The sequence below is a fragment of the Methylacidimicrobium sp. B4 genome (assembly GCF_017310545.1).
In the GTDB taxonomy this organism is placed as follows: Bacteria; Verrucomicrobiota; Verrucomicrobiia; order Methylacidiphilales; family Methylacidiphilaceae; genus Methylacidimicrobium.
In genome coordinates this window covers 665,599-678,248 of the sequence record NZ_CP066203.1, presented here as the reverse complement: position 1 = coordinate 678,248, position 12,650 = coordinate 665,599, and the positions used below count along the sequence as shown (strand labels likewise).

At 67.5% G+C, this 12,650-nt stretch carries 13 protein-coding genes; 7 read left to right on the top strand and 6 right to left on the bottom strand.

The features are described 5' to 3' along the window. Window positions 1-13: 13 nt before the first annotated feature. Together MacB4_RS03315 and MacB4_RS03310 are read right to left on the bottom strand one after the other, a co-directional pair. Entirely contained in the window at window positions 14-1,714 is a 1,701-nt protein-coding gene (locus tag MacB4_RS03315) for a nickel-dependent hydrogenase large subunit (protein ID WP_206864439.1), read from the bottom strand. Beyond that, window positions 1,711-2,958 (bottom strand): hydrogenase small subunit, encoded by a 1,248-nt coding sequence (locus tag MacB4_RS03310; RefSeq protein WP_206864924.1) that lies wholly within the window; start codon window positions 2,956-2,958, stop codon window positions 1,711-1,713. The genes MacB4_RS03315 and MacB4_RS03310 overlap by 4 nt, the downstream gene beginning before the upstream one ends. Window positions 2,959-3,169: 211 nt before the next feature. Between MacB4_RS03310 and hypA the strand changes: the two genes are divergently transcribed. The 7 genes from hypA (at window position 3,170) to hypE (ending at window position 9,859) form a co-directional block, all read left to right on the top strand. Further along, window positions 3,170-3,511: a hydrogenase maturation nickel metallochaperone HypA gene (gene hypA / locus MacB4_RS03305; RefSeq protein WP_206864438.1), complete on the top strand. Its 342-nt coding sequence runs from the start codon at window positions 3,170-3,172 to the stop codon at window positions 3,509-3,511. A gap of 64 nt (window positions 3,512-3,575) precedes the next feature. Next, complete coding sequence (hypB, locus tag MacB4_RS03300) at window positions 3,576-4,340, top strand: hydrogenase nickel incorporation protein HypB (protein ID WP_206864437.1); 765 nt, start codon at window positions 3,576-3,578, stop codon at window positions 4,338-4,340. Between the two features lie 15 nt (window positions 4,341-4,355). Further along, the gene (locus MacB4_RS03295) at window positions 4,356-5,024 is read left to right on the top strand and encodes a nickel transporter (RefSeq protein WP_024807626.1); all 669 of its coding nucleotides are present in this window, start codon (window positions 4,356-4,358) and stop codon (window positions 5,022-5,024) included. Between the two features lies 1 nt (window position 5,025). Further along, window positions 5,026-7,404 carry a carbamoyltransferase HypF gene (gene hypF, locus MacB4_RS03290; protein ID WP_206864436.1) on the top strand — a complete coding sequence of 793 codons (2,379 nt, stop codon included), beginning with the start codon at window positions 5,026-5,028 and terminating at the stop codon, window positions 7,402-7,404. A 3-nt stretch (window positions 7,405-7,407) separates the two neighbouring features. Continuing rightward, complete coding sequence (locus tag MacB4_RS03285; protein ID WP_206864435.1) at window positions 7,408-7,704, top strand: HypC/HybG/HupF family hydrogenase formation chaperone; 297 nt, start codon at window positions 7,408-7,410, stop codon at window positions 7,702-7,704. Further along, entirely contained in the window at window positions 7,701-8,825 is a 1,125-nt protein-coding gene (hypD, locus tag MacB4_RS03280) for a hydrogenase formation protein HypD (protein ID WP_206864434.1), read from the top strand. Before MacB4_RS03285 ends, hypD begins: the two co-directional genes overlap by 4 nt. Next, window positions 8,822-9,859 (top strand): hydrogenase expression/formation protein HypE, encoded by a 1,038-nt coding sequence (gene hypE / locus MacB4_RS03275; RefSeq protein WP_206864433.1) that lies wholly within the window; start codon window positions 8,822-8,824, stop codon window positions 9,857-9,859. Before hypD ends, hypE begins: the two co-directional genes overlap by 4 nt. Here hypE and MacB4_RS03270 read toward each other — a convergent pair. The 4 genes from MacB4_RS03270 to MacB4_RS03255 all read right to left on the bottom strand — a co-directional run bounded on the left by MacB4_RS03270 (window position 9,856) and on the right by MacB4_RS03255 (window position 12,456). Beyond that, a complete protein-coding gene (locus MacB4_RS03270; protein WP_206864432.1) occupies window positions 9,856-10,389 on the bottom strand; it encodes a phosphate-starvation-inducible PsiE family protein in 534 nt (177 codons plus the stop codon). The genes hypE and MacB4_RS03270 overlap by 4 nt on opposite strands. Window positions 10,390-10,442: 53 nt before the next feature. After that, window positions 10,443-11,336: a DNA-binding domain-containing protein gene (locus tag MacB4_RS03265; protein ID WP_206864431.1), complete on the bottom strand. Its 894-nt coding sequence runs from the start codon at window positions 11,334-11,336 to the stop codon at window positions 10,443-10,445. Further along, complete coding sequence (locus MacB4_RS03260) at window positions 11,272-12,129, bottom strand: DUF692 domain-containing protein (protein WP_206864430.1); 858 nt, start codon at window positions 12,127-12,129, stop codon at window positions 11,272-11,274. The genes MacB4_RS03265 and MacB4_RS03260 overlap by 65 nt, the downstream gene beginning before the upstream one ends. A gap of 102 nt (window positions 12,130-12,231) precedes the next feature. Further along, window positions 12,232-12,456, bottom strand: coding sequence for a hypothetical protein (locus MacB4_RS03255; RefSeq protein WP_206864429.1), 225 nt, complete (start codon window positions 12,454-12,456; stop codon window positions 12,232-12,234). Window positions 12,457-12,650 lie beyond the last annotated feature (194 nt).

Below are 12,650 nucleotides of genomic sequence, written 5' to 3'. Positions count from 1 at the left end.
AACGCCCTCCCGCTCAAAGAACCCGCCAGGTACCCAGATCTCTCCCGCGAAAGTCGACCAGGTGGACCGAGCAGGCGAGGCAGGGGTCGAAGCTGTGGATGGTCCGGAGGATCTCCAGGGGCTGGTCGGCGTTGGCGAGCCGAGTGCCCAGGAGCGCCTCCTCGTAGGCTCCCCTTCTGCCCTGGCGATCGCGGGGGGAGGCATTCCAGGTGGTCGGGACGACCGCCTGGTAGTTCTCGATCTTCCCCTCACGGATCTTGACCCAGTGGCCGAGCGCTCCCCTGGGGGCCTCGGATAGGCCGCAGCCTTGCGCCTCGCGGGAGACCTTCGCAAAATCGAAGGGGGTCCAGGTCAAGAGATCCCCGGCTGCCGTGTTCTTCGCGAGCTCTTGCGCCCAGCCGGCCAAGGCCTCGGCAATCAGATCGGTCTCGATCGCCCGCGCCGCCGTCCGGCCGAGCGTGCTGAAGAGGACGGTGGTGGGCAGGCCTCCGCGCTGGAGCATCCCGTCGACCGCCTCCCGGATCCGCGCATCGCCTCGCGCATAGCCGACGATCAAGCGGGCGAGGGGGCCGGTCTCGACCCGATGGCCGTCGTAGGTCGGCGCCTTGATCCAGCTATACTTGCCCTCGGTATCGAGATAGGCGATCTCCCCTTCCTTGCGCAGGCCGCTGAAGGCGGGATGGGTGAGGCCGACGTAGGGGTGGAGGCCGTCGCTCCCCTGGTACCAGGAGTGGAGGAGATCCTCGGTCACCTTCGCCGGGTCGAAATCGTAGACCTTCGAGAGATCGCCTCCCAGCACCATCCCGCTCGGGTAGAGGGTCTTGCCCCGGCCGGGACCCTCGTTGTCCATGTCGAAGAAGCCGTAGGCCAGGTAGGACTTGAGGCCCGACCCGATACCGGCCAGGCCCTCCTCGCGGTAGACATGGGCGGCCATCAGGATATCCGGGAGGTAGGCTTGCCGAATGAAGCGGTGCTGCTCCTCGAGCAGGGTCTGGAAGAGGGAGATCCGGCTCGGGTTCTCAATGTCCTGGACGCAGGTGACCCCGCCGACGACGATCGACTGCGGGTGGGGGTTCTTTCCGCCGAAGATCGCCATCATCTTGGCGGCACCCCGCTGCATCGCCAGCGCATCGAGATAGTGGGAGAGGGCGACGAGATTCTCCTCGGGCGAGAAGCGGTAGCTCGGATTGCCCCAGTAGCCGCCGGCAAAGATCCCCAGGCGCCCTTGCGCGGCAAAGCCACCGAGCCGCTGCTGCACCTTCCGGTAGTGCTCGACGCTCGCGTTCCAGGGCGTGTCGGTGAACTGGTAGGCGACATCGACCGCCTTCTTCGGATCGGCCTTGAGGGCCGACAAGACATCGACCCAGTCGAGCGCATGGAGATGGTAGAAGTGGACCGGATGGTCGTGGAGGTAGAGGGAGCCCGCGATCAGGTTGCGGACCAGCCGGGCGTTGTTCGGGACGCGGACTCCGAAGGCGTCCTCGACCGCTCGGATGCTCGTCCAGTAGTGGACCCCGGTGCAGACGCCGCAGATCCGCATCGCCAGGAGCCCGGCATCCCGGGGATCGCGGCCCTGGAGAATCGTCTCGATCCCGCGGAACATCGTTCCCGAGGCGTAGGCATCCTGGATCGTGTTGGTGTCGTCGAGCCGCGCCTCGATCCGGAGGTGGCCTTCAATGCGGGTGATCGGGTCGACGACGATGCGCTTGCTCATGACTTCTCCTTGGGAGGGGCACCGGGCGCGCCTTCGTCCGATTTCTTCCCATATTTGGCGCTCAGGAAGGCGTGGATCGCGATGCCGGCCCCGGCTGCGGTCAAGAGGCCCACGCCGAGAAGGTCGACGCTCCGCTCGATGCCCATGTTCCAGAGGCCGGGAACCGGAATGTTGGCTCCGGCCATCGGACGCTCGTACGCATACTTGTCCCAAAAGCCGGGCTCCGAGCAGCCGATGCATCCCCGGCCGACCCCGATCGGCCAGTTGGTCCCGTCGTTGTAGCGGATGATCGAGCAGTTGTTGAAGGTCATCGGGCCTTTGCAGCCCATCTTGTAGAGGCAGAAGTTGTTCCGGGCGCCCTCATCTCCCCACTGCTCCACATATTCGCCCGCGTCGAAGTGAGCGCGTCGCTCGCAGTTGTCATGGATGCGGTAGCCGAAGGCGAACTTGGGCCGGAGGAGGTAGTCGAGCTCGGGGAGCGTGCCGGTCAGGACATAGTGGAGGACGACCCCGATCAGGTTGGCGGGGTTCATCGGGCAGGCGGGGATGTTGACGATCGGCTTTCCCTTGACGATGTCCCAGACGCCCATCGCCTTGGTCGGGTTGGGATAGGCGGCGGGGATGCCGCCATAGGAGGCGCAGCTCCCCACGGCGATGACGGCCAGGGCATCCCGGGAGAGCCGCTTGAGGTTCTCGAGGAAGCTCTCCCCGCGCGGGCCGTTGAACCCGAAGCCGCCTTCGGTCGGAATCGACCCTTCGACGATCAGGATATACTTCCCCCGGAATGCCTGGAGGGCATCCTCGAGCTGGGCCTCGGCCTGGAAGCCCGACGGGGCCATCAGGGTCTCATGGTATTCGAGGGAGATCACGTCCAGGAGAAGCTCGTCGATGGTCGGGCCGTCGGCGCGGAGGATGGCCTCCGAGTTGCCCGCGCAATCCTGGTACTCGACCCAGATGACCGGCACCCGGTTCATGACCGCTGCCGCACGGGCGACGAGCTTCTCGAAGCTCGCAGGCAGGAAGAGAAGAGCGGTCGTCGCCGAGGCCCACTTGAGAAAGGTGCGCCGGCTCATCCCCTCGCTCCGCAGGAGGGAGGGGAGATGGACCTGCTTGAGCGGCTCGGTAGCCTCGAGCTCCCGGAGGCGCTCTTCGCACCGGCGGCGGAGCGCTTCGTATTCGGACTCGCTCCTCGCCCCGATCCCGTCGGCCGAACCCCCCCCTTCGCCTCTCCCGAAGACTCGCATAGGCACCCTCCGCGCTCCTTAGCTTTATCCTAGTGTTGTCATGACGACGAAGGCAACCCAAAACGAGCGATTGCAGGAGATGACGCGGAAGCAGATCTGGTGGCGCGGGCCCGCGCGCTTTTTCTGCTGACGCCGGAGCGGATCGGAGCGAAGCTGTACTGACATGCGCCGGACACGAGGCGGCGCCCTCCGGGAAGGGAGAGGGACACGGATGCACGAGCTCGCGCTCTGTCGATCGATTCTCGCGATTCTCCAGGAGCAGGCCGAGCAGCACCACTACAAGAGCGTCCGCCGGATCGAGCTGCGCGTGGGGCCCCGGGCGATGGTGGAGCCGGAGGTCATGGCCTTCTCGTTCGGGGTCGCCTCCCGCGGCACCCTGGCCGAAGGGGCGCTTCTCGAGATCCGGCCGGTCCCGGCCCAGGCGGCCTGCCTCGACTGCTCCTACGAAGGAAAGGTGGAGAAGCTTGCGCAAGCCTGCCCGCGTTGCGGGAGCTATCGGCTGATGCTCGAGGAGGACATCGGGCTCCGTCTCGGAGAGATCGAGGTCGATTGAGCCGAAGCGAGGGGCGGCCCAAAGGAAACGGAAGAGAAAACGAAAGAGGAAAGGAAAGAACGCGATGTGCGCCACTTGCGGATGCGGAGGAGAAGGACACGAACATGCCCATGCGCACGACCATCACCACGGGGCGGGGGGCGGGAGGCGGATCGACCTCGAGGCCGACCTGCTCGAAGCCAACGCCGCCTTCGCTCGCCAGAATCGGGAGGTCTTTCGCCGGAACGGCATCTTCGCGGTAAACCTGATCTCGAGCCCCGGCTCGGGCAAGACGACCCTTCTGGTGCGCACTCTCGAGGCGCTTCGGGAGAAGATCCCGATGGCGGTCATCGAAGGGGATCAGCAGACCGAGCTCGATGCCGAGCGGATCCGCGCCACGGGAGTTTCGGTCCGGCAGATTCAGACGGGCAAGAGCTGCCACCTCGACGCCCATGCGGTGGGCCACGCGCTCGAAGATCTCCCGCTCCCCGTGCGGGGGATCCTCTGGATCGAGAATGTGGGCAACCTGATCTGCCCGGCTCTCTTCGACCTGGGGGAGGGGAAGCGGGTGGTGATCCTCTCGGTGACCGAAGGGGAGGACAAGCCCCGCAAGTATCCCGAAGCCTTTCATGGAGCCGACCTTCTCCTCCTCTCGAAGGCGGATCTCCTGCCCTATGTCGATTTTTCCGTAGAGCAGTGTGTCGAGTTCGCCCATCGGCTCCGGCCCGGCCTCGACCCGCTGCTGCTCTCGGCAAAGACGGGGGAGGGGCTGGAGGAGTGGCTCCGCTGGGTGGAGGGGGGATGGCTTCGCGCAAAGGCTTCGTACCATGCGGAGCCGGTGACTCGTTGAAGGGGCGGAACGGAGATGGTCGACTCGCTGGTTGCCGCCGCTACGGGCGCGGGCGTCATTGCCGGAGTCGTGCATGCGCTCACCGGGCCGGATCACCTGGCGGCGATCGCGCCGCTCTCGATCGAGAGGCGGAGCGATGCCTGGCGGGTGGGACTTTCCTGGGGGCTCGGGCACAGCGGCGGAGTCTGGATCCTGAGCCTGCTCGTCTTCTGGCTGCGGGACGCCTTGCCGACGGCACCCCTCGCGCACTGGGGCGAACGGCTGGTCGGCGTCGTGCTCGTGGCGATCGGCCTCTGGTCCTGTCGGCGCGCTCTCCGGAGCCAGATCCCCTTTCCGGTCGCTCAGCCGAAGGGAACGCTCTCTTCCGACCGGGAAGCGGGCGGGGCGCACCGGCACTCCCATGCCCCGCTTGGCATCGGGCTCCTCCACGGCGTGGCGGGCAGCCACCATTTTCTCGCCGCCCTCCCGGTGCTCGCCCTGCCGAATGGGGTGGCGGCCGCGGGATACATCGCCGGTTTCGGGCTGGGGGCGATCCTCGGGATGGCGCTCTTTTCCTGGGTGCTGGGCAGATGGGTGCTCCTTCCCGCCGCACGCGGGAGTCGCGGCTTTCGTGCCGCCCGCCTGGCGACCGGGGCTTTTGCCATCGGGATCGGCGTCTTCTGGCTCTGGACGGGAGGGATCTAGGGTGACCTCCCGGGCGGCGCGGCGGATCCATCTGGACGGCAAGGTCCAGGGAGTCGGCTTCCGCCCCTTCGTCTACCGGCTGGCGCGCGAGTCGGGGCTGGCAGGCTGGGTGAGCAACGGCCTCGACGGGGTCGACATCCGGGTGGAGGGGGAGGTCGAGGCGCTCGATCGCTTTTGCGCAGCCCTGCTCCGGGACTATCCGCCGATCGCCGTGGTGACCCGGGCCGAGATCGAGGAGGCGCCCTTGGGCGAGGATGGTGGGTTCGTGGTCCGAGAGAGCCGCCGGGTCGGGAGGGCGACGGTCCTGCTCCTTCCCGATCTCGACCTCTGCGAGCGCTGCCGGCAGGAGATGAACGACCCGGGGAACCGCCGCTTCCACTATCCCTTCATCACCTGCACCGAATGCGGCCCCCGCTACTCGATCCTCCGCGGGCTGCCCTACGACCGGGAGCGGACGACGATGGAGCCCTTCCGGATGTGTCCGGAATGCGCCCGGGAATATGGAGACCCCGCCGACCGGCGCTTCCACTCCCAGACCAACTCCTGCCCCTCTTGCGGGGTCAGGGTCGAGCTGCTCGATCCGCGGGGGACGCCGCTGGCCTCCGGAAGCGGGGCGATCGAGGAGGCGGCGCAGCGGATCGGACGGGGGGAGATCGTCGCGCTCAAGGGAGTCGGGGGCTACCTGCTGCTGGTCGATGCGACCGATCCGCGGGCGGTCGCCGAGCTGCGCCGGCGGAAGCGGAGGCCCTCCAAGCCCTTTGCGCTCCTCTTTCCTGACCTCGCGGCGGCCCGGAGGGAAGCCCGGGTCGGCCCGGAAGAGGAGCGGTGGCTCCTTTGCCGCGAGAAGCCGGTCGTGATCCTCGGTCGAAGGGAGGGGCCGAGCCGGATCGCCGCCGGAGTCGCTCCGGGAGAGGAGACCCTGGGCATCATGCTCCCCTCGGCTCCGCTGCCTGCCCTGCTTCTCGACCGGCTGAGGGGTCCGGTCGTGGCGACGAGCGCGAACCTCTCGGAGTCCCCGATCCTGGCGACCGAGGAAGAGCTCCTGGGTTCCCTGGGGAGCGTCGTCGATGCGGTCCTGAGCCACAACCGGGGGATCGAGAGCGCCCTGGATGATTCGGTGGTCCGGCTTTCTCCTTTTTTGGCCAAGCCCCTTCTCCTCCGCCGGGCCCGAGGCTTTGCCCCGCTCTTCCTGCCCGGGGGCTTCGCGGTCGACCCGGACGCGGCCATCCTCGCGATGGGGGCGCAGCGGAAGGCGACCGTCACCCTGGCCCACCAAGGGAACCTCACGCTCTCCCAGGACCTGGGGGATCTCGAGAGCTGGGAGGCGCAGGAGAACTTCCGCCGGCAGGTCGCCCATCTCTGCCGGCTGCTCGCCTTCGAGCCCCGGCGGATCGTGGTCGATCTCCATCCCGGCTACGCCTCGGTCGAGGAGGGCCTCGCCCGCGCGCGGGAGCGGGGGCTCCCCGTGGAGAGGGTGCAACACCACCGGGCCCATTTCTGGGCGGTCTTGGCGGAGCACTCCCTCCTTTGGGAACGGCAGCCGGTTCTGGGCGCGGTCTGGGACGGGACCGGGCTCGGCGAGGATGGGACGATCTGGGGAGGCGAGTTTTTCCTCTGGAGGGAAGGGCAGATGGAACGGATGGCCCATCTGGAGGAGTTTCCGCTGCTCCTGGGCGAGAAGGCGATCCGGGAGCCGCGCCTCTCGGCACTCGCCCTCTGGGGCTCCTGCGCGTCCATGCGGGAGCGGTTGGAGGCGAGGTTCCGGCCAGCCGAATGGCCGATCTACCAGGGCCTTCTCGCACAAGGCCGGTTTTTTCGGACGACGAGCGTCGGTCGGCTCTTCGACGGGGTGGCCAGCCTCCTGGGCCTCTGCGACCGCGCCTCCTACGAGGGCGAGGCGGCGGGCCGGCTCGAGACGAAGGCCCTCCGCTATGCGCGATCGCTCGGTGGAGTGGCGAGGTGGAGGGAGGAGCAACCCTACCCGCTGCCGCTCCTCTCCGGAGGGGTGGTGAGCCTCGAGGGCCTGCGCGCAGGGATCGCCGGGGATCTGGCTCGCAGTGCTCCCCCAGAGGAGATCGCCTTCCGCTTCCATCGTTCGCTCGCCGAGCTTGCGGGGCGGGTCGCCGAATCGGTGGGCGGCCAGAAGCTGGCGCTCGCCGGGGGGGTCTTCCAGAACGGGCTTCTGGTCGACCTGATCGAGGCTTTGTGGGGAGAGCGGTTCTCGGTCTATAGTTGCCGGGACCTTTCGCCCAACGACGAGAGCATCTCCTTCGGCCAGATGATCGCCTCGGCCTGGGCGAACGGAGAGCTCAAAGAGGACAACCGGGTGCCGGCGGGGCGAAGGGTGGCGCTCCCGGCGCTCCACAAGGAAGGGAGTTAGGCGATGTGCTTGGCGATTCCTGGGGAATTGAAGGAGATCTACACCCCCTTTCCGGACGGCTTCCGGATGGGAAGGGCGAGCTTTGGCGGGGTAGTCAAGGAGGTCAACCTCGAGCTGCTGCCGGAGGCCCGGGTGGGCGATTATGTCCTGGTCCACGTGGGGCTGGCGATCGCCCGGGTCGATGCGGACGAGGCGGAGAAGACCTTCGCCCTGCTTCGGGAGATGGGGGAGCTCGAGGAGCTCGGGGCAGAAGCTGCGCCTGCGACCGCTGCCGGAGCGGGAGAAGAGGGATCGCCATGAAGCTGCTCTCCGAGTACCGCGATCCCGAGCTCGTCCGCCGGCTGCTGGGCAAGATCGAGGAGCCACTCACCCGTTCGTGGCGGATCATGGAGGTTTGCGGGGGCCAGACCCACAACCTGGTCAAGTATGGGATCCTCTCCCTTCTCCCCCAGGCGATCACGCTCGTCCATGGACCGGGCTGCCCCGTCTGCGTCACGCCCCGGCGGCTGATCGACCAGGCGGTGGAGCTCGCGGAGCGGGGAGTCGTCCTCTGCTCCTACGGGGATATGCTCCGGGTGCCCGGGTCGCGGAAGAGCCTCCGGGAAGCCAAGGCCGGCGGAGCCGACGTCCGGATGCTCTACTCTCCGCTCGAGGCGGTTCGGATCGCCCGGGAGAACCCCGGAAGAGAGGTTGTCTTCTTTGCGGTCGGCTTCGAGACGACGGCCCCCGCCAACGGCCTGGCGGTCGCCCATGCGGCCCGGGAGGGGCTGCGGAACTTTTCTCTGCTTTCGGCCCATGTGCTCGTCCCGCCCGCCATGGAGGCGCTCTTGACCGACCCCGACTGCCGGATCGACGGCTTCTTGGCCGCGGGCCATGTCTGTACGGTGATGGGCTGCGAGGAGTACGAGGCTTTGGCGGCGCGCCACCGGGTCCCGATCGTGGTGACGGGCTTTGAGCCGCTCGACCTTCTCCAAGGGATCCTCGAGCTGGTCATTCTTCTGGAAGAGGGAAGGGCGGAGGCGAAAAACGCCTACGGTCGCGTCGTCCGGCGGGAGGGGAATCCGGAGGCGCGAGCCCTGCTCACGAGGATCTTCGCGCGAGTCGACCGGGAGTGGAGGGGGATCGGAACGATCCCGGGGAGCGGGCTCGACCTGCGCTCCGAGTGGAAGGCCTTCGACGCGCGCGTCAAGTTTGCTCTCGATCCGGAAAGGAGCGAGGAAGCGGGGGAGTGCCAGGCGGGAAAGATCCTCAAGGGGATCCTCAAGCCGCCCCAATGCCCGCTCTTCGGGAAGGAGTGCACCCCGATCGCCCCCAAGGGGGCGCCGATGGTCTCCTCGGAGGGAGCCTGCGCCGCCTACTTCCATTTCGCCGGGGTCGCCTCGGGCGCCGAGACCAAAGAATCCGCAGCCTCTGCCCCATGAATCCCGCGTTCTCCTGCCCGCTCCCGAAGCTCGACTTCTCGGAGATCCAGCTCGGCCATGGGAGCGGGGGGATGCTGATGCAAAAGCTCCTCGAGCCCCTTTTCGGACTCTTCTCCCATCCCGCGCTGGCCGAGCAGCATGACGGGGCGATCGTCTCTACGGCGGGCCGGATCGCGATCACGACCGACAGCTTCGTCGTCTCTCCCCTTTTCTTTCCGGGCGGGGACATCGGAACGCTCGCCGTCCACGGGACGGTCAACGACCTGGCGATGTGCGGCGCCCGGCCCCGTTATCTGGCGCTCGGCCTGATCCTGGAAGAGGGGCTTCCGATCGCCGAGCTCTGGAAGGTGCTCTGCTCGATCGGCCAGGCGGCCAACGACTGCTCGGTGGCGATCGTGACCGGGGACACCAAGGTCGTCGAGCGGGGCAAGGGCGACCGGATCTTCCTCCATACGACCGGGGTGGGCGATCTCCATCCGGAGGCCGCGATTTCCGCCCGGAGGATGGAGGTGGGCGACCGGATCCTGCTCAATGGGCCGGTGGGGGACCATGGGGTGGCGATCCTCTCGGTGCGCGAAGGACTCTCCTTCGAATCGGCGATCGAGAGCGACACCGCCCCGCTGCATCGGACCGTGCTCCGGCTGCTCGACCGGTTCGGATCCCGAATCCACTTTCTGCGGGATGCGACCCGGGGCGGAGTGGCGACCGTGCTGGCCGAGGCGGCTCAGCAGGGGGGCAAGGGAATCGAGGTCGAGGAAGCGCGCATTCCCGTGGGAGAGGAGGTCGGCTCCGCTTGCGAGCTCCTGGGGCTCGATCCCCTCTATGTGGCCTGCGAAGGGCGCTTCGTTGCGGTCGTGGCGCCCGAGATCGCCGAGGAAGCGCTGCTCGAGATCCAGCAGAGCGGATGGCCGCAGGCCGCTGCCATCGGTCGGGTGGCGGCCGAGCACCCGGGCAAGACGCTCCTGCGAAGCGCGATCGGCGGCAGGCGCCCGCTCCCGCTCCTCCCCGGGGAGCAGCTCCCGCGGATCTGCTAGCTCGCCGGCGGCCGCTTTTCCTCCGGCTCCTCCGGCTGCGTTCCCGGGAGCGTCCGCTTCGGCGCGGCGCCGGGGAGCGGGGGGGAAAAGAGCGCCACCGTCCGCCCCAGGACGAGGACGACGACCGCGACGCTCCAGATCAGGACGTTGATGCCGGTGATCTTCTCGTCGAAGAGCGAGAGCATCAGCTCCCGCAGGACGAAGGCCGCCGCCGCCTCCAGGAGCACATGGAGGCGAATCCGGTCGAACTGGAAGTACTCGACGAAGGCGCGCAGGAGCTCGAGGAGCACCACGAGCGAAAGCGTGCGCCCGACCAGGTTCCGGAAGCTCCAGGCCGGGGCGGCTCCGACGAGCGTCGGGGCGAGCTCCCAGACGCTCCGGACGATTTCGATGCCCAAGCCGAAGAGGAGCAGGAGGATGATCAGGTTGAAGGCCGCGGCGACCGCGATCCGGAAGAAGCGGAGGAGGGCCTTCTGCACCGTTCCCCGACCGAATTCCCAGCGCGGCAAGACAGTCTCAGGAAGCTCCATGGAGGGTGTGGTGCCGTGCGGCAGCCAAACCAAATCCGACAAGGCGGCAAAGGTCAAGAAGTCTTGGAGGCCCGCGGGGAGGGAGAGGTCGTCAGCCAGCCGAGCGAGGACCATTCCTGGAGCCAATCCCGGGCGCGTTCCGGAGCGAGGCGAGGGAACCTCCCGGCCGTCCGCTCGCAGGCCTGGAGGAGCGAAAGCCCCTTGGCAAAGGAGCCCAGCAGGAAGAATGCCTCGGGCGGGAGAAGCTTGTGGTAGACGGTTGCCCCCTGCCGGTGGACGACGACCCGGCGGGGCTTGGGGAGGGGAGCGGAGGCGGGGGAGAGCGCCTCCGGGCTCTCTGCTTCGACCGGGTAGCGGAGATCGAGGAGGCTCAGGTGGGGCTGGAGAAAGAGCCGGATCTCTGGCGTGGTCATCTCCTCCCGGCGAGGAAGCGGATGCTCGGGCGCGTGGAAGGCCGAGATCTTGGCCCATTCGAATCGGGCGAGGTCGACGACGAGCCGGTGCGGGAGGGGAGCCGCCCAATCGGGCTCCTCGCGGAGGAAGCGGGGGAGCCGGGAGCCGATCTCCCGGAGCATCGGGGAGCGGGGGGGATGGTGGAGAAAATAGGCGTGGGCGAGCTCGCGGAAGCGCTCGGTGCCGAGCAGGCGCTCCAGGGCCGGATAGTCCTCCGAGAGGGCCTCGCGGAGCCGGAGCCAGTATTGGCGATGGTAGATCTCGAGCCGATCGAAGGGGGCGAGCCGGTCCGAGGGACGGATGAGCCGCGCCGCCAGCGCAACCAGGCTTTCCTCTGGATTGCGTTCTCCTTGCACCCGATCCTCCGGGCCGAGCGGCCTGGTGAGGCAGGAGAAGAGGAGGCGCTGGAGCTCGCGGAGCTCCTCGAGGCTATCCGCCCGGGGCAGGGGTCGGGGCGAGGGAGGCGAGGAAGCGGTCGGCTTTGTGGGCTTCACGATGGACTTCTTCAAAAGGGGGGATGCGGTCGTCCCACTCGAGAAGGGTGGGGGTGAAACCGAATCGGCCGATTGCGTGGGCGTAGAGCTTCCAGACCGGATCGGCGACCGGCTGATCGTGGGTGTCGAGAAGGTGGGTCGAGAGGCGGCTATGGCCCCCGATGTGGATCTGGGCGACGCGATCGCGCGGGACCTGGTCGAGGTAGGTGTAGGGATCGAAGCCGTGGTTTTGGCTTACGACGTAGATATTGTTGACATCGAGCAAGATCCCGCAGTCGGCCTGTTCCGCGACCTCGGAGAGGAACTCCCATTCGGTCATGGTGGACGCTCTCAGCTCCATGTAGCTGCTGATGTTCTCCACGGAGAGGGGAACCTCCAGGAAGTCTGCGGCCTGGCGGATCTTGGCCGCGGTATGACGGGCGGTCGCCATCGTAAACGGCAGGGGAAGGAGGTCGTGGCTATAGCGTCCGTCCGCGCTCCCCCAGCAGAGATGGTCCGAGAACCAGGGAGTCTCCGTCCGGCGGACGAGCGCCTTGAGCTTCCGGAGGTGGTCGCGATCGAGGGGGCCAGCGGAGCCGAAGTAGAGCCCGAGGCCATGGAGAACGACGCGGTATTGCTCGAGGATCTGGTCGAGCACGGCCCGCTGCCTCCCGCCCTCGGACAAGAAATTCTCGGAGAGGAGCTCAAACCAGCCGACCACCGGCTTCTCCCGCAGGATGTGATCGTAGTGGGGCAGACGGAGGCCGACGCCGATGCCGTATCGAGAGTGGGCGTTGAAGCGGTTGAGAGGCATGCCGGCCAGGCAGAGAGCAGTCCGCCGGGGAGGGAAAAGGCAGGCGAGTCGCCCCGCCTGCCTTCGCAGGAAGAACCCTCGAGCGGCGAGCCGACGGGCCGCCTACTGCTGGGTGCCCTGCTCTCCCTCTTTGCTCTTTTTCTTCTTCTTCGACTTCTTCTCTTTCTTGCTGCTGCACTGTCCGCAGCTTCCCTTTTCCGCCGTCATCTGGGCGTGCGCGCTGCCCGATTCGGTGGTGAGATCCGCTCCGCTGGCGCGCAGGGCCGATCCCGCCAGTAGGCCGGCGAAGGCGGCTGCCGTCAGGAGCGCAATGCTACGATCCTTCATGTCGTTTCCCTCCTTAAACGGTTTTCTGGTCCAACGACTTCGGAGCATTCCTACGCTTGAGGCGATTGAACCGATTCCCTTCGTCTACGTCCGAAGCGGATTGCTGGCAAGCTTAATTCCTGGCAATTCTCCTTCGGTTTCCGGTGGGAAGTGGGCCAGGAGGCGTCGGGCCCGAGTTTCGAGCCTCGATTGGG

Bases quoted from the DNA above. Each gene is read 5' to 3' on its own strand.
- MacB4_RS03315 (WP_206864439.1), bottom strand. From the start codon at position 1,714: ATGAGCAAGCGCATCGTCGTCGACCCGATCACCCGCATTGAAGGCCAC.
- MacB4_RS03310 (WP_206864924.1), bottom strand. From the start codon at position 2,958: ATGCGAGTCTTCGGGAGAGGCGAAGGGGGGGGTTCGGCCGACGGGATC.
- hypA (WP_206864438.1), top strand. From the start codon at position 3,170: ATGCACGAGCTCGCGCTCTGTCGATCGATTCTCGCGATTCTCCAGGAG.
- hypB (WP_206864437.1), top strand. From the start codon at position 3,576: ATGTGCGCCACTTGCGGATGCGGAGGAGAAGGACACGAACATGCCCAT.
- MacB4_RS03295 (WP_024807626.1), top strand. From the start codon at position 4,356: ATGGTCGACTCGCTGGTTGCCGCCGCTACGGGCGCGGGCGTCATTGCC.
- MacB4_RS03285 (WP_206864435.1), top strand. From the start codon at position 7,408: ATGTGCTTGGCGATTCCTGGGGAATTGAAGGAGATCTACACCCCCTTT.
- hypD (WP_206864434.1), top strand. From the start codon at position 7,701: ATGAAGCTGCTCTCCGAGTACCGCGATCCCGAGCTCGTCCGCCGGCTG.
- hypE (WP_206864433.1), top strand. From the start codon at position 8,822: ATGAATCCCGCGTTCTCCTGCCCGCTCCCGAAGCTCGACTTCTCGGAG.
- MacB4_RS03270 (WP_206864432.1), bottom strand. From the start codon at position 10,389: ATGGAGCTTCCTGAGACTGTCTTGCCGCGCTGGGAATTCGGTCGGGGA.
- MacB4_RS03260 (WP_206864430.1), bottom strand. From the start codon at position 12,129: ATGCCTCTCAACCGCTTCAACGCCCACTCTCGATACGGCATCGGCGTC.
- MacB4_RS03255 (WP_206864429.1), bottom strand. From the start codon at position 12,456: ATGAAGGATCGTAGCATTGCGCTCCTGACGGCAGCCGCCTTCGCCGGC.